Origin of the sequence: Paenibacillus pectinilyticus (assembly GCF_001700435.1) — a bacterium.
In the GTDB taxonomy this organism is placed as follows: Bacteria; Bacillota; Bacilli; order Paenibacillales; family NBRC-103111; genus Paenibacillus_E; species Paenibacillus_E pectinilyticus.
The window spans coordinates 581,769-603,147 of sequence record NZ_LYPC01000027.1 but is presented as its reverse complement, the minus strand read 5'-3'; the positions used below and the strand labels follow the sequence as shown (position 1 = coordinate 603,147).

At 45.6% G+C, this 21,379-nt stretch carries 14 protein-coding genes; 1 reads left to right on the top strand and 13 read right to left on the bottom strand.

Annotated features, from left to right (window positions below; all coding sequences use genetic code 11):
* Positions 1-2: 2 nt before the first annotated feature.
* The 9 genes from iolE to A8709_RS24340 form a co-directional block, all read right to left on the bottom strand.
* The gene (iolE, locus tag A8709_RS24380; protein WP_065857326.1) at positions 3-911 is read right to left on the bottom strand and encodes a myo-inosose-2 dehydratase; all 909 of its coding nucleotides are present in this window, start codon (positions 909-911) and stop codon (positions 3-5) included.
* Positions 912-941: 30 nt separating this feature from the next.
* Complete coding sequence (iolD, locus tag A8709_RS24375) at positions 942-2,807, bottom strand: 3D-(3,5/4)-trihydroxycyclohexane-1,2-dione acylhydrolase (decyclizing) (protein ID WP_065856039.1); 1,866 nt, start codon at positions 2,805-2,807, stop codon at positions 942-944.
* Positions 2,808-3,002: 195 nt separating this feature from the next.
* Positions 3,003-4,556: a response regulator transcription factor gene (locus tag A8709_RS24370; protein WP_065856037.1), complete on the bottom strand. Its 1,554-nt coding sequence runs from the start codon at positions 4,554-4,556 to the stop codon at positions 3,003-3,005.
* A gap of 1 nt (position 4,557) precedes the next feature.
* Positions 4,558-6,354: a cache domain-containing sensor histidine kinase gene (locus tag A8709_RS24365; protein ID WP_065856035.1), complete on the bottom strand. Its 1,797-nt coding sequence runs from the start codon at positions 6,352-6,354 to the stop codon at positions 4,558-4,560.
* A 149-nt stretch (positions 6,355-6,503) separates the two neighbouring features.
* Positions 6,504-7,796, bottom strand: a complete 1,293-nt coding sequence (locus tag A8709_RS24360) for a sensor histidine kinase (protein ID WP_167357162.1) — start codon at positions 7,794-7,796, stop codon at positions 6,504-6,506.
* Between the two features lie 117 nt (positions 7,797-7,913).
* Positions 7,914-9,107, bottom strand: a complete 1,194-nt coding sequence (locus tag A8709_RS24355) for a beta-ketoacyl-[acyl-carrier-protein] synthase family protein (protein WP_065856031.1) — start codon at positions 9,105-9,107, stop codon at positions 7,914-7,916.
* 335 nt (positions 9,108-9,442) lie between these two features.
* On the bottom strand, positions 9,443-10,549 hold the full coding sequence (locus A8709_RS24350) for an SGNH/GDSL hydrolase family protein (protein ID WP_065856029.1): 1,107 nt from the start codon (positions 10,547-10,549) through the stop codon (positions 9,443-9,445).
* 60 nt (positions 10,550-10,609) lie between these two features.
* Positions 10,610-13,090 carry a hypothetical protein gene (locus tag A8709_RS24345; protein ID WP_065856027.1) on the bottom strand — a complete coding sequence of 827 codons (2,481 nt, stop codon included), beginning with the start codon at positions 13,088-13,090 and terminating at the stop codon, positions 10,610-10,612.
* A complete protein-coding gene (locus A8709_RS24340) occupies positions 13,087-14,529 on the bottom strand; it encodes an L-fucose/L-arabinose isomerase family protein (RefSeq protein WP_065856025.1) in 1,443 nt (480 codons plus the stop codon). Before A8709_RS24340 ends, A8709_RS24345 begins: the two co-directional genes overlap by 4 nt.
* 168 nt (positions 14,530-14,697) lie before the next feature.
* Between A8709_RS24340 and A8709_RS24335 the strand changes: the two genes are divergently transcribed.
* On the top strand, positions 14,698-15,486 hold the full coding sequence (locus A8709_RS24335; RefSeq protein WP_065856023.1) for an AraC family transcriptional regulator: 789 nt from the start codon (positions 14,698-14,700) through the stop codon (positions 15,484-15,486).
* Positions 15,487-15,594: 108 nt separating this feature from the next.
* On the opposite strand, the gene A8709_RS24330 is transcribed toward A8709_RS24335, so the two are convergent.
* From A8709_RS24330 to A8709_RS24315, 4 genes are all read right to left on the bottom strand, one after another.
* Positions 15,595-16,365, bottom strand: a complete 771-nt coding sequence (locus A8709_RS24330; protein ID WP_065856022.1) for a sugar phosphate isomerase/epimerase family protein — start codon at positions 16,363-16,365, stop codon at positions 15,595-15,597.
* A gap of 17 nt (positions 16,366-16,382) precedes the next feature.
* On the bottom strand, positions 16,383-18,929 hold the full coding sequence (locus A8709_RS24325; protein WP_065856020.1) for a glycoside hydrolase family 2 protein: 2,547 nt from the start codon (positions 18,927-18,929) through the stop codon (positions 16,383-16,385).
* A gap of 14 nt (positions 18,930-18,943) precedes the next feature.
* Positions 18,944-20,041: an SGNH/GDSL hydrolase family protein gene (locus A8709_RS24320; RefSeq protein ID WP_065856018.1), complete on the bottom strand. Its 1,098-nt coding sequence runs from the start codon at positions 20,039-20,041 to the stop codon at positions 18,944-18,946.
* A 234-nt stretch (positions 20,042-20,275) separates the two neighbouring features.
* Positions 20,276-21,346, bottom strand: a complete 1,071-nt coding sequence (locus tag A8709_RS24315; RefSeq protein WP_208607739.1) for a Gfo/Idh/MocA family oxidoreductase — start codon at positions 21,344-21,346, stop codon at positions 20,276-20,278.
* Positions 21,347-21,379: the final 33 nt, after the last annotated feature.

Below are 21,379 nucleotides of genomic sequence, written 5' to 3'. Positions count from 1 at the left end.
GATTACCTGCTTTCTATGGATAATAACGAATGGATAAAGTGCAGTGCTTCTTTGGCATAGGCATAGGGATTATGGGTTGCAGGATCCTGCTCACCTTCCAGCATCGCCCACCCTGAATATTCACGAGTCATTAACTCTTGGAAAATGGGAGAAAAATCCAGACATCCATCTCCAGGAACGGTGAACACGCCTTTGCGAATACATGTAACGAAGTCAACTTGTTCCACACGCGCTTCATCTAACACAGCTTGGCGAATATCTTTTAAATGAATATAGGCGATTCGATCGTAATGTTTACGAAGAACGGTCAGTGGATCCGCACCGCCATAATACGCATGGCCTGTGTCAAAAAGTAGATAAACCAAGGACGGATCTGTTAGCTCCATCAAGGTATCGATTTCCTCCGGTGATTCCACTACCGTTCCACCATGATGGTGATAGGTCAGCTTAAGGCCATATTCTTGGGCTATCGCGCCAGCAAGGTTCAGCCCTTCAGCCAAGCTCTGCCAGCCTGCTTCGTCGAGATGAAGCACTTCTTTCTCGTGCGATGAGCGACGAGGATCAAAATGAAGGGAGCCTCCGACTTCCGCTGTAGAGATTACCGTGCTGCCCATTTCTTTTAGGAATTGGGCGTGCTTTCGGTACGCTGCCAACTCCTCTTCCCTATAGGCAGGGTCCGAGAACAGGACTGATTTCCATTGCGAGACTAAGCTGATGCCGCGCGTGGAAAGTTCCTTCTTCAGTACCTCGACATCCTGTGGATATTTCCGTCCCATCTCCGTGCCTGTTAATCCCAACGCTTGAATATCATTTACTATTTGTTCAAATGTCGTTTCCGCGCCATGTTCCTTGACGTCCTCCCCCACCCAATTAATGGGGTGAATGCCTAGCTTGAACGGTAATTCCCGCAGTTGTTCCATCGTAAAATCACCTCTTCGCATTTATATGAGTTTAACTGCTTGTGTGTTTGTCTTCATGTCTTCATGCGCCGCTAGGACCTTCCCACTCACAGAAACTTCAGGTACGCCAACTTGCCACCAAGACTCGTAGCCTCCTGTATTCGTTCCGGGAACGACAGGAATTTCGATCAGGGTTGTCACGGTTTCTTCTTTCGCTGAAAGCAATGCAGCCTTCAACTCTTCAGGGTTGGTTGCTTTGTATGCCTTCGCACCTAAGCTTCGAGCATGCGCTGCGAAATCAATCGGCATGTAGCCGCCTGTCAATTGACCTGTAGTCGCTTCACGGTATCGGAATTCATTGCCGAAACCGTCACTGCCATGACCACGCTGCAAATTATGTATACATTGGAAGCCATGATTATCGAAGAGTAGAACCGTGAATTTCTGCCCCTCTTGCAGACTTGTTAGGAGCTCCGAATGAAGCATCAAGTAGCTGCCATCGCCAACAATTGCATAGACTTCACGATTAGGTTCCGCCAAAGCAGCTCCGAAGGCACCGCTCACTTCGTAGCCCATACAAGAGAAACCATATTCCATATGGTACGTTTTCGGTTCTGTTGATCTCCATAGTCGGTGTAAATCACCTGGAAGACTTCCTGCGGCACACACGACCACAGATGATGGATCAATCGTTGCATTGATGACGCCTAGCGCATGTGTTTGGGCAAATCCTTCTGCACATTTCGCCGCATATAATCGATCCACTTCGCGATCCCATTCGGCTTTCAGGTCTGCAATATAACCAGCCTCGTACCTGCTCGCATAATTGAGCGAAGTCAATGCTTCTCGCAGCAAGTTGAGCGCTTCCTTCGCATCAGCAGTAACCGAGGTACCACCCAACTTGGAAGAATCAAAGCCGCTGATATTCATATTAATAAACTGTACATCAGCATGGCCAAACGCTGACTTTGATGCTGTTGTAAAGTCGGAATAGCGAGTACCTATGCCGATAATTAGATCCGCCTCTTTCGCCAACTTGTTCGCCGCAAGTGTGCCTGTCACGCCAATCGCGCCAACATTCAGCGGATGGTTCCATGGCAATGCACTTTTCCCTGCCTGCGTCTCCGCTACAGGAATTCCAAAAGCTGCTGCAAATTCCGCTAGCTCTTTCGTTGCTTCTGCATACAGCACACCGCCGCCAGCAATGATCAGCGGACGTTGCTTGCCTGCCATTAAGGCCGAAGCTCGCTTCATGGCTTCCTTAGCCGGTGGCCGCCGATCCAGATAATGAACCTTCTTCTCGAAGAAGGACGCTGGATAATCATAAGCCTCTGCTTGCACATCTTGAGGTAACGCTAGCGTTACCGCCCCTGTCTCCGCAGGGTCTGTTAACACTCGCATGGCTTGCGCTGCTGCGCTTATCAGCTGCTCGGGACGAACGATTCGATCCCAGTATTTGCTCACCGCTCTGAATGGATCAGCCGCAGATACGGTGTAATCGTTTACAACCTCAAGCTGCTGGAGCACTGGGTCCGGCTGCCTGGAGGCAAAATTATCACCCGGCAATAGCAGCACCGGAATCCGGTTAACGGTCGCCGTCGCTGCTGCCGTCACCATATTTAAAGCCCCAGGCCCAATTGAAGTCGTGCAGGCATAGATTTGTTGGCGGTTCTTTTGCTTCGCATACGCCGTGGCTGCATGTACCATCCCTTGCTCGTTTTTGCCTTGTATATAAGTCAGGTCTCCTGCACTGCGCTCCAAAGCTTCACCTATCCCCGTTACATTCCCGTGACCGAAAATGCCCATGACACCTCGGACAAATTTGGTCTCTTGACCGTCTACGGAAATATATTGCTGATCCAGAAATCGAAGAAGTGCTTGTGCCATCGTTAGTCGGATAGTTCGCATAATGATCTCCCTTCGCCGCTTAGGTTAAGCGCTTAATCTCCGAAAAACCAACACTTAACCAAGAAAGTAGTTAAGCGCTTAATCTTTCAAATTCAAACGCTTAATCCACCATAGGGTTAAGCGCTTAATCCGATAATACAACATATTATTTTCGTACGCAACACCTTTTTCCTAATCATGCTCACGACCCTTTACTTACGTCGTTGACTTGCCGCTTCGGTACTCCTTGGGCGACATTTGGAACTGCTGCTTGAATACATTGGTGAAATAATTCGGTTCATCAAATCCTATGGCGCAGGCAATCTCAAATATTTTCATGTCGGTATTCCGCAGCAATAACGCGGCTTTATCCATACGAACTCTGGTGACGTAGCGCGTAAAGCTATCTCCAGTCGCTTTCTTGAATACGACGCTGAAATAACTGGGATTCAAGTGAATATGAGCCGCGACATCAGTTAACCGGCATTCCTCATTGTAATGTTCTTCAATGTATTTGACGGCTCTCTCGATCACATTATCACTTTTGGATACCTGCCATTGATTAAATTGCAGGATGAAGTGCTTGGCTTGTTCGGCAGCCCAGTTAAGAACCTCCTTGTGGGTCCAATGAATTTGAGGCATCTCATTCGGAATTCTAGCCAGTGCATGTTTATCATCTGGATCGAATTGTTTCTGAATGGTTCCATGTAACGCGATCGATAGAGACAACGCGCCTATTCTCATTTCATCTGGTGATGTAAGACTTAACTCCGCCAGAACCCGATTCAATAACAGCTGCAGGCTGTCCTCTTGACCAACAAGGATGGCGGACATGAGCTGGACCTCCATCTCTCTGACCCGTGCTTGGTTCAGTGACAGCAGCAGTCCCGAAGTTGATTCACCACTCTCAGCCTTACTGTCCATCGGTTCGGAAAAGGCTTCTTTTGTCAGCAAATACAAGCCAGCCAACTCATAGACAGAAGGCGCAATGCCCATAGAAACGATGTTCAGGTGAATTTTTAAATATTCATAGCATGCATTCCGAATGGCCTCTTGGACATGTTCTTCAATCTGATTCGATTCTGCAATGAGTACAAAGCTGTCATGCTCCACTAACAGAAGCTGCGCCTCAAGCCCCTCTCCCTTCACCAGTTCTTCAACGATGTTGGAAAAAGCAAATTGAATTAAGCTCATATCTCTTTTGCCATACGCTTTACTCGTTAAATCTTCATGATTCATGTGTAACAGCCATAATTCTTTATGAGCAAGCCCCGCAGTCAGCCTCTCCATTGTGCTTTGTTCGTAAGGCAGATCCAACAAAACCGCTCGCAGTTCCTGATCCTGTTGCAGCTGCAGCTGCAGTTGCTGTTTCTGCTGCTGGGCGTATTTGTCATAAAAGCGCTCCGATGCTTTATTCATAATCTGACGGACATCCTCTTCCGTACATGGCTTGATCAGAATATCTAAAGCACCCAGACGCACGGCAGCTTGTGCATACTCAAAGTTTTTGTAGCCCGTCAAAATAATGACGAGCATATCAGGGTAACTTTTACGCAAATGAGCAACGAATTCAAGCCCATCCATGATCGGCATCCGAATATCCGTGAGAACCAAATCTGGTTGGAGCTCGTCAAGCAGCACCAAAGCATCCTGACCATTGCCTGCCTCACCCACCACTTGCCAGCCCAAATCTCCACCCTGAAGCATCTTAATGAGTCCTTTCCTAAAATTCAACTGATCTTCCACAATTAAGACTCGCCCGCTTCTCATGCTAGTGATCTCCCTTCTCGATATCGGTATGCAGGGGCAAAACAAGACGCATCGTTGTCCCGCTCCCTAACGTACTAGTGATTTCCAAGCGGTATGGGGCGCCATAGATAAGTTCAATCCTTCTTACGACACTGCGAACCCCCAAACTTTCTCGTCCATCTGAACGTTGTGGCAACGAAGAGCCTAGAACACCCATAATTTGCGAAATGGCCTTCTCATCCATCCCACAGCCATTATCTGTTACATCGATCTCCAGAAAGCCATTCTGGCTGCTTGCTTTAATTAATAGTACTTTATGCGTCACCATATTGCGAAAAGCATGCATAAACACATTTTCAACCAAGGGTTGGAGCAGCGAACGCATTACTTGAACGTTCATCACATCCTCATCCAATTGAATGATGATCTCCAAATCCGTTTCGAATAGTTCCTTCTGTATTTTCAAATAGTTCCGAATCTGCTGAAACTCTTCCTTTACCGTCGTCAGTGTTCGTACAGGCATCAACGAATACTTGAGCATTTCGGAGATTGCTGCAATCAGTGCTGCTGTTTCTGTCTCATCTTGCAGATATAGCTTCCAATAGATTTCATTAAACATATTATGCAGAAAATGAGGATTCAACTGAGCCTGAAGCGCTTTAAGCTCCGCCTCTTTCTCACTTAACTGCGTCATATACACTTCTTTGATCAGTCGACCCACTTGCTCAGCCATTGCATTAAAGCTCTCACCGATATAGGCCAGCTCATCATGGGTTCGAATTTCGATGCGAGCATCAAAGTCACCGGACCGCACCTTGCGCAGACCCAGCAGCAAATCCTTGAGCGGTCTGAGCAAATTCCCCGTGGAAAGCACAATAAGAATGCTCGCCAGCAATATACTAATCAAACCTGAGTACACGATTTTCTTAAATAAATCACGGCTCCTCGTTTGAATATCTGTCAGCGAAGTGCCGCTAACCAGCTTAAATGAGGTCACGTCCGACTTGCCCTGAACAAACAAATGATGATCCATTAATTGCGTTTGATTCAAATTGCGTAGCTGCTCCAATTTAACAGGGGAACTCTCCGGAAAATTACTGAACAGGAGTTCATTATTTTTATTAAACAAATACACCTCGCCTTGTCCTCCCTTCGTCAGCTCTTTGAGAGAGCCTGAGAAAAAGGATTCATCAAAAGCCATAACGAGGACACCGTAGGTAGCCAAACTGCTATTTTTCATCCACCGAGCCACAATAATCGTATTCCTATATCCACTTGGTTCGATGGGAGAGGCGAGCGGCAGGCTAATCCACACGAGATCACCAGATGTATCTCTGATTTTGGAACGAATCAAATTGAATACGTTTTCATCCGGGACATTAATAGCTGAAGTCGTATAGCTGAAATACGATGGATTCCCCTGTAAGTCGTATAAATACATCCCCGTGATATAAGGGGCATCCGATTTAATCTGAAAAATCTGGTCTTCAATTTGTCTTTTATCAAAAAATCGATCAAATGCATCGGGGTTTGTGTTCGAATTAATTCTTGTAATCACATTTTCGAGTGCTGGATTAAAAACGACAGTTTGTGAAATACGGACAACCTCTTGTACCTTGAGATCCATTTTCGCCAGCGCTTCTTCATTCGTACTTGAAAATTGCTTGCTGATTTCCTCTTCAAAAATCGTTAAATTATAGCGATACGTTAAATATCCCGTTAAGCAGAATGCTAATAAAATGATGGCGGATAAACTAAGAATAAGCTTCACCCTGAAACTGCGATTAATAATGACTACTCTTCGAATCCAGGATACCATCTCATTTACCCCTTTTGTTGTCGCATATTGAGCATTCCCGTGTCGATATTATAACAACATTATTCGCATTTACGCCATTCTTTTAGTTATCACTACAAAAAGCCAAGAGTCGGTTGCCCATCTCTCGGCTTCATAATAAGTTCGTATGCTTACACAATTTCCTCATACTGCATCATCGGCAGCGTCACTTTAATTTCTGTCCCTGCTTCGCTGCTCTTGGATATTTCTATATATCCGCCATGCGAATTGATAATTCGCTGAGAAATGGACAAACCAAGTCCCATGCCCGTTTCCTTCGTCGTGTGAAAAGGGGCGAAAATCCGATCCCACTCCTTAGCGGGTATACCGGACCCCGTATCTGTAAAAAGGATATGAATCTCATTGTTATTCATATAAGCCTCAATCTGGACGACTTTGTGTTCTTTCTCCTCCATGGCTTCGATACTGTTATTGATGAGATTCATAAACACTTGCCTGACTTTATCTTTATCGATCGTCACGACCATATTTTTGGATTCTTTTAACACAATGTGCACGTTTTTTTCTTTGATTTTAATAGAGGTGAGGTCAAGCGACTCTTTAATCACTTCAAGTACATCTGTCTCGGTTGCATTAATTTTACCGCTTTTAATGAATTGATTATAATTCGATATGATGCTGTTCATATGGGCACCAGCTATTTTAATTTGGCTGACCATCCCTTTCACGCTCATATCCAATTGCTCGTTACGAGACAATAGATCTGAATACCCTTTCACAACAGTTAAGGGATTATTGATTTCATGGATAAGTCCTGAGGTTGATATCTCGATTTGTTCTTCTTTTTCTTTTCTTTTCAAAATTTGAGCGGTTTCTCTGATCATCTTCGTACTCATGTTAACAAAAACAAAGAAGATAATGATGGAGAAAAACATAACCGCAATTTGACTAGAATAAATAAATGAACTTTGCTGTAAATTCAATACGCCAATCATATAAGTTAAAAGAAATGTTAGACTAAATAGGGTTAGAAAATTTTTCACATATTTATCTGTGACTTTTCTGCTCGTTATCAAGGTTAGCAGAATACTAACGACCAATAGTTTAATATGGTTGACAAATAAGCCCCCCCATTCCCCATAAACAGGGTAGAGCACGGCAATTTGACTGCTTAGACCCACAAGTTTCTTCAAACCTACAACGCCGAAATCAGTCCAATTGACAACATAAATGAATAAAGACCAAGCCGAATATACCGATAACGTGTATTTATTAATAATCCACTTCATCCATTTCGCTTCTTCTTTGGTTAGATAGTTCAAGGAAACATAGCCAACATATAAAAATGCCGGGGGAAGCATAATCGATCCGATCCGAAATAGCTTGAAGAGAAAAAAGATCTGATCGTTACTGATCAAATCATTGCTGTATAACACACTAACATCCAATTGCCATAGACTCATAAAAACCATAAATATAAGCATTGCATTGGTTAGCTTGGTTTTAAACAACATTTTACAGGACATGCCCAAAAAAAGAGGTACTAAAGACATTGCTGCCATCAGTATAAAATTCATAGATTACCCTACTTTCGATACCACAATTGTATTATTATTTCCGCCGTATCCATGAGATGTAATTGCGATATGTTGAACGTCACAGTAAGTCGTTTTTTTGACAATGTTGACATGTTCATAGCCTGCAAAGTTACTTTGTATTGTCGCTGGTATGTACCCCCCTCTTATACTCAGTAAGGAAGAGATCAGCTGCGCAACGCCCGATACCGCGAATGCATGTCCGATCATACCTTTGATTGAGGTGATAGGTGTATGATTACCTAATTTTTTAATATGATTTTTAGCTTCATTGGTGTCTTGGAGATCCAAACCTAGGGCTAAGCTGTTCGTATATGTAATAGCTTTGTTCCCCACAGCTTGATCGAATGTTTGATATAGACGTTCACCCGTTTCATCCATAGAGTGAATATCTACACCGTCATTATTTGCAGCAGCACCTGTTATGTAGCCATAAATATCTTTGCTATCTCTCTTGGCCTGTAGCTCTGTTTCCAACACAATTACTGCAGCCCCTTCGGATAGGACAAAAGAATTGCTGTTTTTCGAAAAAGGATTTCCGGTTTCCCCGATCTCGGCATTAAATTTAATAGCTTTCTGTCGCGCAAAACTGGCTATCGCTGAATCGCACAAAGGCGTTTCGGCGGCACCGACAATGCAAATATCCGCGACCCCTTTTTCAAGTAATGTTTTTCCTAGGAAAATAGCATCCGATCCTGACGAGCATCCGTTGGTAATGGTAAATACGAGATTGCCGTCTCCCATTCCGAAATAATTGGCTACCCCAGATGATAAACTATGGATGTTCGTCATCCCCGCATTGAAAGGGCTTATCTTGTTATAGTGATTATTTCTATACAGGTAGGAACTTTGTTCAACTTCTGGCAGACTCGCCGTCGAGGTCCCCATAATAACGGCCATTCTAGCTTTGGGATTCGTCAATTTTGCTCGTTGAATAGCTTCTTTTGTCGCCGCAATACCTAGCAAAGATGCTCTTGGGTAGCCTCGTAACGTTTTTTCTTTGACTTCTTCCAGTTCATCCTCAATGATGCCACAGACTAAACTTTGTTTCTTGGGTCCTATCCCTGTCACAATTGATTGTGTACAAGTTCCCAGTTTGATTGCCTTTTCAAATTGCTCCACATTATTAATTTTGGGTAGTTTGAGTCCAAATCCGGTGATAACTATTCGGTTGTCCAAAGTTCATTGTCCCTTCATACGTAGAATATAATTTTGAATATTCTTAAAAAAAAGACCTACAACGGTTTAGGTTGTAAGCCCATTTTTGATGACCATGTTGCCCGTCATGTAAAGGAAGGTCAGATAAACAAACCATTGAATTTGAGCATTATTTTTATATAACATGTAACGTGAGAATTATAGCATATCTCCCCATATCGTGGAATGTAAATTGTTACAGAATATACTAGAATCGACATGGTAACACATGATCCAAGCTTTTATTCCTAATTTCTACAGCAAAAAACCGCCTTGATTGGCGGTTTTTGTCTATGTTCAGTTCATCATAGAATTCGCTACGGCTGTTGGAAAACCAACTTGCTAATCGTAGGGCTAAGCGCATTCGCGATGTGGAAATAGCCTAAATCCGAAGGGTGAATGCCGTCTGTCGTACACTCCTGGTAATCCGGCCCAAGCAACTCTCCGCCATCACAAAAGTGTAGATGAGCATCCCCTTCCTGCTGCAACTGCTCAACGATTGCCCACTGAAGCTGTTTCCGTTCTTCACGACGACGACGCATGTCTTCGTCAAAAGCTTCCTTCGCAAACTGAATCTGGGAAATGACGAGAATAGGAACCTCAGGATAGCGGAGGCGATAAATCCGGATAAATTCAGGTAATGACGCTTGAAGCCGTTCCGTACTAGGTGTATTTCCTTCATAATCCAGAACGAGCAGTGCAGGATCATCGATTTGACTAATCAAATGGGCGAGCTCAGGCTCACCTTGTGCATTCCCCGAGAATCCGAGATTCACAATTTCTATCGGGAATTTCCGGCTTAGAATGTTGGAGTAAGCCATACCAGGCCTAGAGGCACATGCTCCGTGCGTGATGGAAGTTCCATAAATAAGCACCTTTTTATGGCTAGCAAATCCGGGAAATTCAGCTACGATTGAAGATGGATCAACACCAACCCAAATTTCTTTCACCCCTTGATACAGCGGAAGATTGAGTGTGATCTCCCGCATCTGCCGAGGTAAGGCTTCGAAGAGAATCGATTCGTATTCAGGCTGTGACTGATCAAACCGAGTGGTATTGACATAAGCTTGAGCTCCTGACGAACCGATGTAGCAATCAACACCGCATTGACCCGTGGCGGGCATTTGATACATACCGGCCCTGTCAGCCAATGTTACTCTAACAGAAAGCTTGGGTGAGTCTGTCTGAAATCGGATCTGCACGCCAGCCGTAAAATTGGCGAGTCGATCCACCTCAGATCGAATAGAATGGCTCGGCTGGAGCGGCAATCTTCGATATACACCGTCTTGCTCTAGCCAAGGCAGCCCTGTTATCCGAAACGGTTTACTACGCGGTGAATGCCATTCCCAATCGCTGTTGGTATCCGCTTCTATTATCATACTCGCATCCAACTTCTCGATCTCATTGCTCCTTGATGCTTTCATTTATGTCACCAACCTTATAGATATCCGATTGTTTCATCCCGTATCAGACCCAGTGAACCCTTACCATGAAATATCAATGTTCCCGCTAATATTCGTTAGTCGTATGCAATTCCCTGCCATCTGACCGGATACATCCAAGAAGTGTTCACCATTCTTCACTTCCACGACACCGTCGAACAGCTGTGCAAGAGGCGGGTAAATCGTCACATCTGCCTCAATCAGATTGTAAACACTAAGATTACGTATGGTGCTAATATGCTTCTTCGATGTTGGATAGGGCGAATTTTCTCTGCACGTAATCCGAGATGTTTGCTTTTGATTGACAAAAATTCGGCATTCATCATGATACGTTCGATCTAAAGCATAAGTAGTCGTTCCTTCTCCTATCATGACAGACTGTCCGATGATTAACGGAGATCCATCAGGGAAACGAAGCTGCAGTCCGACAGATGTGTCCTGCTTACAACCTGTAAAAATGAACGCGTTGTCATGTCTAGTTATGAACATCAGCGCAGATTCTGAAGCTGCCTCCTCCTTTATTTGGGACAAGGAATATCCAAATTGTTGCAGGAGATAGCGCACGAGGAGGGAAGAATCCAGAAACTCCTTCTCCTGCATAACCGGCAAATGCGTAACGCCAGCAGATTGGAATGGCAGCGAACCACGAACCCACCCCACTTTTCCTCCATCCCATTCTGGTAGAGTTCTCGTCAGCGCAAATGCACGTTCTACCCCCGTCTGATTCACACTTGCATGGACTAGTGTATAGCCATCAGTCAGATCGTCGACAACTTCACTTACCCCACCGCCTGAAATGTGCGAGTGATGCTGAATTTGATGAGTCCCCTTGCCACTGAAGTGCTCTTCGTGCTTAATCGTATCTTCCAACAAGTTGAGATTTAAGGAAAAAGCACCTTCAAGCTCATCCTCGCTTCTAACATTCAACAACTCGCGCAGCGCAGAATCTTCGACATGGCCATAGAAAATGATCTTACCTCCACGACGAATATACTCGATGATTCGCTGTACCTTCTCCCCTTTGATCCATGAGGCAGAAGTAAACAAGATCGTATCTTGAAGCTTCTGAATCGCATCGTCCTGCATCGCGTAAAAGTCATCCGTACTAAGAACCGTATTCAGCGGCAAGCCTTGGTTAATTGCATTTCGCACAAACCAATCATGGAAGAAAACTTCGCTCGAATACTCATTTGATTCAGCCATCGCTTCATGCAGTTCTCGAAACGGATACAACCAAGTTAAAATCCCTGGCTGGTCGGGTGCATCTTTGAAGGCTTTCTTAATATGCGGAATAACCTCCATCGGGATATCTTCATCTAGTTCGCCTTTTTCCGAATCAATGGTCAAAATTTGAACGACGCCCGGGCTCTCCAATTCCCCCTGCGTGTTAATTCGTGCGACGGTAAGCGGACAATAAATGTCATGCGGTTCCCGATCGTAGAGATCCCACCACGGATTCTGCCAGAACCAAGGATCATTGGCATAGAATCGGTAGAGGAAGGTCTGCCCTGGCAGGACGGCTATACGTGACATATACCCTGTCAGTTCCAGACCGAAATCGTAGTTAAGGGCCCCCCACGGTGAGTTCGGAGGCGGAAATTCAACATGGCTTCTCTCATAGAGATCAAGTAAGGGAATACAGTCCTTGGCTAGATCCATGCCCGTTCCGTAGTTCGTCCCTCTGATTTCGGTTCGGTAATTCGGGCACTCCTGCTTGAATAGGTCCCAGAACGACAGCATCTTCGTCGAGAGCTCTTCATATTCCACCATTCCAAGCTGCGTGCCATCGTAATTAGCACCGAGATACGTCCATGGAAAGTACGACAGTGCAAATCCATTAGAAAACCAGATATAATCAAAGCCTAATGCTGGTAAAAATCTTGCACACTGCCGCCCCAGAAACTCTCCAAACGCTGTTCCTTCGGGAATACCGCCAGGATAAGCCGCGTAAGCGACGTTGTCCTCCTTCAGCTTCGACCAACCACATACGACCGTATAGTCCGCCTTCAGCGAGACGAATTGCCCGCCTACTTCAGCGCGATTAATCTCTGGATGCAGCTTATATTTAAAATCCGAGTAGGCAAATTCCGGTCCTGCATCAAAGGTGGCACCCACCTCCATATGAATTCCAAAACGTTCAGCTGCAATTTTTTTGAATGACGCAATAATGAATTGCAAATCTCCATAAGTGATTCGGGCAGGCTCACTGGTGTAAAGCTGAGCGATTCGCGGGTCTGTCTCGTCCTTCAGATGGCCAAAGAACTGCTCATTGGCGTAACCAATATAGCGGGCCCATTCGATCTCGCGCTGCATATCGCCGTCCCAGACGAGGATTTCACTGCCATCGGCGACCCACAGCAGCATAGAGCAGCTGTCAGCCATACCGATTAGTGGCAGCCATTGCCTAATGGCCTCTGTGCACACGGCTTCTATTGCTTCGCGTTCCATACTTTTAAATGGCTTTAGGCTCATTTCCAAGGAAACTCGCTGCAAGGACTTCTTTGGTCTTACAGGAATCGTCATACGATTTCCACCTCAATGCCTAGTACCTTGGCAACATTGCGAATCTTCGTACCCACATGCCCCACGCCTAGCGCAAAGTGATGTGTAGGACCTGCTGAACACCATTTCTCTACGAATTCGGCCACACTGTAATTAAATTTACAGCGTGTATTTGTATTACCTGTCTGCGGAATTTCTCCCTTGATGGACTCGCCTTCTGCAGCGATCATTTTGTACTTGCCATCAGCGGTTTGCGAAATACTGAGCAAGGTAACAGGGCCTGACTTGATGGCGAATTCGACGCCGATACCGGAACCGCTTTTGCCATGGAACAGATCTAACCCGCGAATAATTGGCTGTCCATCGCTAATTTTAATATTATGCGGTCCGTCATGTCCGACCAGCACGATATCATCGACGAAGTCGCAAGGATGCAGCTCCGCGAACGAACCCCCTGCATCAAGACGATCCATAATTAGCATCGCTGCGCAGGTCTTCAAATCGGCTTCTCCAGCAAGTGGCACCCCTTTGCCTGTCAACAGCGAGTTGCCGAGCACCATGTTCGATCCAATTCGTTCATATTCATTATTGTCGAGCCCACGATAGTAATAGGCCAGACCCGTTAAGCCATTTTCAATAATCAGCTTATCCAGTCCCACCGCGACCTTCGCTGACCAGTCAAGGTCCTCTTGCTTAATCGGTCTTGTCACCGGATCGATAAAGGGGTCGGACACTTTGAAAACGCTTTTAATTTCATCCAATTTATCAGCTGCTTCCTTAGCCGTTACGCCATTAACCAGCTTAGCTAAATCACACATCTCCAGCATTTGCACATGTGAACCAAAGGAAGCTGTGAAAGCCGTCGGATCCGAATTCATATCATACATACCCTCATAGGTATGGCCTAAATAGCCAATTTTGGCATATTTGAATGCTCTGCGCGTATTCGCGACCTGGCACCATCCCTGCAGCTCCCTCATCGAGCGTTCATCATCATAGAGCGTGCCTACGATCATGCCTGCCGCAGGCTTTCCAGCCCGCACAAGCACACCGCCTATTTCTGGAAGTGAACATATATTATCATTGACTAACTGCATATACGTCGTCGTATTGCGATAGTCAAGTCGTTTCCTTGGCTGCAACGCAACAAGCACTGTTGGAACGGACAAGTTCAAGATGGGAGTAGCTGCCGTAGATGATGTTACATACGTGCTCAAGAAGACAAATAGGAAATCAATATCTTGGCTTTTCAAATACGTCGACGCGGCGAAGGATTTATCTACTTTATCAACAAAGCCTGCCGACACGACCTCGACATCATGCCCCCGAAGCATATCTTCAAATTCACGGCCGTAGCCCTCAAGCTCCTCTTTTAACCCCGGAAATTGTGCCCAATATGGCTCATGACCTACTGTTATCACACCTACACGCGCTTTTGCTCTTTGGAATAAACTACTCATTTCCCCTTCATCCTCCCTGCATTCTTTTCCTCTTAAGCTTAGTAAAATCAGCCTTTTGAAACAATGAACAATACAATAATTATTTCAACAATTCTACGATTTCGGATATAATAGAAGAGTGATTACCAACCTGACAACGACGAGAGCATTTACCGAAAGGAGCCTCCTATGATCCAACCGGTTGCAATTTATTTCGAGCATTGTGAGCCGAACTGGCATGTACCCAAAGCAAAAACGAATAACCATATCTTAATACTCGTAACGAATGGAGCCATTCGATATACCATTGAAGATCACACCTTTTCTATGCAAAAAGGCGATCTTTTATTTGTCCCAGAGGGTGTTTGGCGCCATGCCGTAAATACGTCCAAAGACACGCATGACATGTATGTCGCGCACTTCCATTACCAAGGGGACGGGGATGGACTTCCTCTCCTGATCACACCTGAACAGTGCATAACCAGGCCGTTTAACTTTGATTATATGAAGCAAAGATTCTCACTTTTAACCCAACACTGGTTGCGTAAATCCGCCTATTCAGACACCATCTGCCACAGCATACTGCTTGAAATGCTTGCTGTCATCAATGAGGAAATCGATTCCCAATCCCCTCAAGGCAAATCCTATAGTATCGTTATGCTGCTTCAAGGCTACATTCTCAATCATTATCACAGAACCATTACGTTGACAGAATTAGCCGAGTACGCGGATCGAACCCCTAATTATGTGAGCACGATTTTCAAACAAGTGACCGGACAATCCGTCATTGATTACATCCAGCAAATCCGAATTGCTGCCGCATGCGATCTGCTGACCAATTCACAGATGAACGTAGGAGAAATCTCCGATTTTCTCGGATTTTGTGAGCAGTCATATTTTAACAAAGTGTTTAAGAAATGTACTGGCACCCTGCCCTCAACCTATATGAAAGAGAAGGTTCAAGTATGGAAAGCTTAGGCTGTATCGATGGTATGCCGCTGTACGTTTCTACCTTCCTATTACGGCTAATCCGCTAACAAATAGAGGCTCTCCCTTATCGGTATAGGAAAGCCTCCTCTTATGAAACTATGTGTTTGCTGCAATTCTTTCAGCAATTTGATGTAAGTTCGTTAAGCTAAGCTGCACGCAATCCATTGGATTGCCTGGACACACATCCTGCTCCACAACGTACCATTCAACGCCATTCTGCTCGCCCCATATCAAAATAGGATCGAAATCGATCACGCCCGTGCCAATTTCAGCATACGTCTGCCTCTCATCGTCGCTCATATCCTTCACATGCATGGTCGGCATCCGACGGCTGTATGGACGAATAAAAGCTGCTGGATCTTGCCCGGCTTTCTGCACCCAAAACACATCAACTTCGGCCAAAACGGCATTATCCGCAGAAGGCTCAAGTATGTACGTCAACGCATTCATCCCGTTAACACTTGTTTCAAACTCGAAAGCATGGTTGTGGAAGCTGATTGTAAAACCACCTGGCTGTACTTCCTTCGCAATCTCATTTAATTGGCTGTGAAATTGCTGGTAGCCCTCCTCGTTTCGAAGCTCATGTGGCACGGAGGGACAGATTAAGGTTGACGTATTCAATAGACGAGCTTCCGTAAGCACGCTCTCCAAGTCTGTCGTTAAACGTTGAAATGAGATATGTATACCAGCCGTTTGCAAGCCTGTTTCTTTTAACACTTCGGCAATCTCCTCTACCGAATAACTGTGCAGACCAGCCAGCTCAACCCCTGCCCAACCCATTTGCTTCAGTTTTCTTAGAACGCCTGGGAAATCTTGTTCACATTCGTTACGCAAAGTATAGAGCTGTACAGCAAATTTTTGTTTCATATTATAAGCCGCCTTCGCTATGATTTAATTTGGATCGATCGTGGTATAATCTGATCTGGTGTGAGGGCAATCTCCCCATACCGTATCGTAATGTCCCGCTTCTCACCTGGAAGCAAGTCGAAATATTCGTCACTCATCTGAATCGTCTCCTCCAGCCCGAAATGCACCGCGTGCGCAAAAGCTTCGCTTGAAACCGTGCAGCGAGTTTGCCCAGGTTCGATGGCTTGGATGTTGGATACTTGTAATTGCGGGTCAGGTAAACTGCGATTACGAAACACTTCGCTTTGTAGGACGGCAGGTATTATCTCGCCGGGATTACTTACTGCCTTCACAAAGATACAAGCATCGCTCGATAAGTAGGAAGGTGATGGCCATTGAAGAACAACCTCCCGCGAAAATGGAGAAAGTTCTACTTGAATCTCCTGTGATTCTTTTCGGATCCCATCATAATAGACAAGTCCATATTCCAGGGTTTCACGAATAACTGTGCTCGTTTCATTGATTGCCGTAAGCTGAATCATCCCATCCTGTTCGCGAATAATGAGCTTTACCGGCGCTAATGCCCGTTTCACAAAATAGTACGATATCTTGCGCGTTGCGTAATAATCAATGATGGACCAGCCCACTTCCCCCCAGCAGTCATTGTACATCCAGAATAAAGCGCCAGAACAAAACAATTTGGCACGAATTGCCTCGAGTGAATAAGCTAGCATGACACCCTGACATAATCCTGCATACAACAAGTAATCGTCGATCTCCAAGTGTACGGTATCCACATAATGCTTGTGAATGCCAGCAAGCACGGTATCCCTTTCGAAATAATTATTATGAAGCTGCCAAAGCTTGCTATTGAGATCCAGCTGCTCACCATGATGGTAGATAACTGTGGATGCCTTCCGACATGGGCCAAGGTAACCATATTCCGAGACAAATTTAGCCGTAACTTTGTCATATTCCTCGGGTGTAATTCGCTTCTCCATGTCTGCATGCATCGTGCAATCGTTCCAATGATGCGTGTCGCCGGCTTGGCTGCCATTCGGGTGCTCACCGCCGTAAGGCGAGCTATTCCAATAAGGAATAGCCGGGCAATTCTGCTGCACAATGCGAGGCGCGATGTCATTGTAACAGACCGCTCCCCCGTAGAAATCGGCAGCTTGCGTCTCATTCCACCATTCCTCAAAGCCCCAATGATTCTCATTGTTGCCGCACCAGAGCGCGAGCGCGCAGTGATTGCGCAACCGCCGAGTTTGGTAGTCCATCTCACGCTCCACTTCGTCCCGGAACCATGCTAAGTGATCTGGATATTTCGCACAGGTGAACATGAAGTCTTGCCAAACAAGAATCCCGTATTCATCACATTTCTCATAGAAAATATCTCTTTCATAGATACCCCCACCCCACACACGCAGCATATTAAAGTTGGCTTCCTTCGCTTCACTTAGCAATGCCTCATATTTGGCATCCGTGACCCGCGCATAGATGGAATCAGCAGGTATCCAATTGCCTCCTTTGCTGAAAACAGTAACTCCGTTGATTTCAAATGCAAACGAACGTTCATCCTGACTCTCAGGGATTTTATCCATGTTAAGGTGAAGTGTGCGTATTCCCACTGAAAAAGTTGGATATTCCACAACATGTGTAGGTGTCAGCAGCATTGCCCGAACCACGTACAGCGGCTGTTCCCCCATCCCATTGGGCCACCAAAGCTTGGCATCGGCCACTTCCATCGAGATTGTGACATAGTTCAGCCCAGAACGAAGACAACAGTCTTTGTGAATGATCTGTACCTGGTCCCCCTGAAAAAGGAGTTCCAGCTTCAGTTCCGTTTCTAAGGTTTGAAACGGATGCAGGTTCTCCAGTTCCAATTGAAACTGTACGTGTGCAGCTTTACCCGCAGCGTCCAAGCTTGTTGTTGTGGCGTGAATATCTCGAATATGGAAACTGTTGGTACAAGTGATACTAACCTCACCCATGATCCCACATGTCACTACTCTTGGTCCCCAATCCCAACCCCATACATATTGTGGTTTTCGCAGCATACCACGGCGATGGTCGCCTCTATGCCTGATCTGCTCGTTCTCATATACCACTTTCGCCTCACGAATGAGCGCAAAGTCGTTCTCCGAATAGTGCTCTAAACCAGAGGTAACGCGAACAAAGAGTTGATTAACGCCTGGTCGCGCCTTCCCTTTCACATCACAAGCAAACGGATAAAAAGCGCTGCGATGATGGCCCAAATGACAATCATTCAACCAGATATCTGCTTCTACATCCAAAGATTCAAATTGAAGAACCATTCGCTCTGAACGCAGCTGTTCCTCCGTTAACTCAAAAGTCTTCTTAAACCACCAAGAGCGATTCTCCGTCCATTCACTCGCAAAGCACTGATCAGCCACTAGCGGTTCTGCTATGATGCCTTGCTCGATGAGCGGCATATGTACATCACACGGCAAATCCGTCCGAAACCAATCCTGCTCTTTCTGTTTAACTTGCCAGAGATCGGCCGCCTGACGATAGAGCGGCTCCGACGTTAGCTGCCAGTCTTCATTTAATAGTTGTTTCATTGTCTACGCACCTCTTATTTTAAGATTCCGATAAGAGCCAAATGGAAATTCGTCCCTGAACATTCCTCTCGGTTCCCGTGAACAACCTGCAGCTCAATATGATGCAGGCCTTCTTCCAGATCATCAGCGATCCAGTAGATGCGTAACCAGCCCGCGTCTTCGCACCAGTTCGGTCGATCCCGACAAGTCGTGATCTCAGGACCTCCGTCGAGCTTATACGTGAATTCAGCTGACTTTTTGCCAAAATCGAAAGCTAGCGCTAACCCTTTGCCGTTAAATGAAAAGGATAGCTTCGCGCCGATGGCCGATGTGGTCAAAATCTGATCAACCCTAGGCATGTGAGCCGTTGCTCGTCTGATCATCCAAGGTCCTTCCAACTGGACCGTATCCAACGAAAGTGTTTCCACATGGCCCCAGTGATGGATATTTAAAGGTGTCGGAAGGGAAATTTCGGTTACGACACTCTCCTCGTCGGGAATCGTTAGCAATACTTTTTCCAAATACGCAATCACACACTGTCCATAACTCAGACTGCCTCGATAGGTAGGATGCAGCCCATCCGGCAGCCATTCATCCCAGGTCATTCGGCCCTTCTTCACTTCCTGCCAGGCATGCTGCCCCACCCAAACCGAGCTGATGCCGTAATGCGCTGCTAATTCTTCGAATTCAGAGATGCTGGCTGGGACCTCACCCTGCGACATCTCCTCGTACATTTTCTGGCAGTACGTATAGATAATTACGAGCTCACTATGTCCATCAGCCAAGAGCTTGCGGATCAATCCCTCTCTCGCCCGCATCCGCTGTTCAGAAGGTGTATTGTAATCATTGACAGCAAATTCAATAAAGGTCAGATCACATTTACGGTTAATTACATCTCGCTCTGCACGAAATACAGCCAAATCACTTCCAGTCGCACCAATCGCTGCATTCTCAACCGTAAAGTGAACGTGAGGAAACGATTCGACAAACCAACGCGCGACAGGCTCTGGCCAATTCGCCATCACGCTGCTATCTGCTGTAATTGACCCACCTATGAAACCTAGTGTTACTTGACCTTCTTGCAGCTTTTTTCTGACCTGTGTTAAACGATTACGAACCTGTATCTTCTCCATGTTGAATTCATCTCCGCTTGAATTTCGAGTATGCTGAGTAGATCGGACAATTTCCCAAATCCTTAGTTTAAAAGTAGCTAACACCTGCCTGAATGTATACTCTAAATTACGTCAAATCTTCTAAAAATGGTAATGAGTAACGGATCTACGTTCCGTATCGCTGTAGTTGAAGGTCAAAATTAAAATAATAGACCGAACCCACCTGTTACTTGGTGTGGTTCGGCCTATTTCACATTATTTCTGAATAGCTTCCATAATCATTTGAAAAATGATGAGATCCTGCAAATAATCTTCTGGTGTCGTTTTGGGCGGTATTCCCTTCGAAACGACTTCGTGGAAGTATTCCAGTTCAACCACATAAGCATCCTTGTAGGTCGGTCGAACCGTTGATTGATCGAAGCTGTCTCCAATCGTCTCGCTGATATGCAGCGTAGTTGGCAGTTGTCTGATATACGGCGTATCGTACTGGATGAGGACGGACTTGTTCTCGCCATAGACCTCGATATGCGCATCAAATCTGCCTTGTTGATCCATCCCCGTCTCAAAGGTGACATTGAAGCCGTCATATTCGAAAATGGCATTCTTGAATCTTCCGCCTAGCCAAGCAGATGCTGCTTTAACCCGAATCGGCATGCCAATTAGCTCTCGCATTGCTGAAATGTCATGGCTGTTCAGTCCGAGCAACAAGCCATAGGCGCCATACATCTCATCTGGCAATTCGCCAATCGCCTCTCTCATCAATCTGGCATTCCGCTCTTTGCGATCCTGAACCGCTTCAGCGGGAATATCATTGAAACGATAGATAGGACTAGATTGACGCGTGAAAAATTGATTCGGGCCAATGATATCCCGCACTCTGGCGTACACAATCGAACCAAGCGACTTTACCTCTTCAATCGCTTGAAGATAGGCTGGAGCAAAACGTCTCATGTAACCAACCATGACTTGAGCTTCAGACGCATCGCGCGCTTGTAAGATCTCATGAACCTCCGCTGGCGTCACACACATTGGCTTCTCAACGAAAACATAAATGTTCCTCTTCAATGCCGCAACGGTACATTCGGTGTGATATTCCATGTTATTCAGCACAAACACAGCGTCAAGCTCCGACTGTTCCAGCATGTCATAGACGTTTGTAAATAACTGTTTCACACGATATTTCTCGCCCATCTTAGCTAACAGCATCTGCGAAATGTCGCAGAATGCTGTCAGCTCATACTTCTCAGACAGTGACTCCAGTATCGGCAAATGAACCACTTGCGCAACTTCTCCTAAACCGATAATGCCTACTTTTATCTTGGTCACTTTGATAAACTCCTTTTTTAATGGTTCCCTGTG

What these genes read in the sequence shown, in the direction of transcription:
- A8709_RS24330 (WP_065856022.1), bottom strand. Translation starts at nt 16,365, where the DNA reads ATGAAACAAAAATTTGCTGTACAGCTCTATACTTTGCGTAACGAATGT.
- A8709_RS24370 (WP_065856037.1), bottom strand. Translation starts at nt 4,556, where the DNA reads ATGAGAAGCGGGCGAGTCTTAATTGTGGAAGATCAGTTGAATTTTAGG.
- A8709_RS24365 (WP_065856035.1), bottom strand. Translation starts at nt 6,354, where the DNA reads ATGGTATCCTGGATTCGAAGAGTAGTCATTATTAATCGCAGTTTCAGG.
- A8709_RS24325 (WP_065856020.1), bottom strand. Translation starts at nt 18,929, where the DNA reads ATGAAACAACTATTAAATGAAGACTGGCAGCTAACGTCGGAGCCGCTC.
- A8709_RS24340 (WP_065856025.1), bottom strand. Translation starts at nt 14,529, where the DNA reads ATGAGTAGTTTATTCCAAAGAGCAAAAGCGCGTGTAGGTGTGATAACA.
- A8709_RS24320 (WP_065856018.1), bottom strand. Translation starts at nt 20,041, where the DNA reads ATGGAGAAGATACAGGTTCGTAATCGTTTAACACAGGTCAGAAAAAAG.
- A8709_RS24360 (WP_167357162.1), bottom strand. Translation starts at nt 7,796, where the DNA reads ATGAGTCTATGGCAATTGGATGTTAGTGTGTTATACAGCAATGATTTG.
- A8709_RS24350 (WP_065856029.1), bottom strand. Translation starts at nt 10,549, where the DNA reads ATGAAAGCATCAAGGAGCAATGAGATCGAGAAGTTGGATGCGAGTATG.
- A8709_RS24335 (WP_065856023.1), top strand. Translation starts at nt 14,698, where the DNA reads ATGATCCAACCGGTTGCAATTTATTTCGAGCATTGTGAGCCGAACTGG.
- iolD (WP_065856039.1), bottom strand. Translation starts at nt 2,807, where the DNA reads ATGCGAACTATCCGACTAACGATGGCACAAGCACTTCTTCGATTTCTG.
- A8709_RS24345 (WP_065856027.1), bottom strand. Translation starts at nt 13,090, where the DNA reads ATGACGATTCCTGTAAGACCAAAGAAGTCCTTGCAGCGAGTTTCCTTG.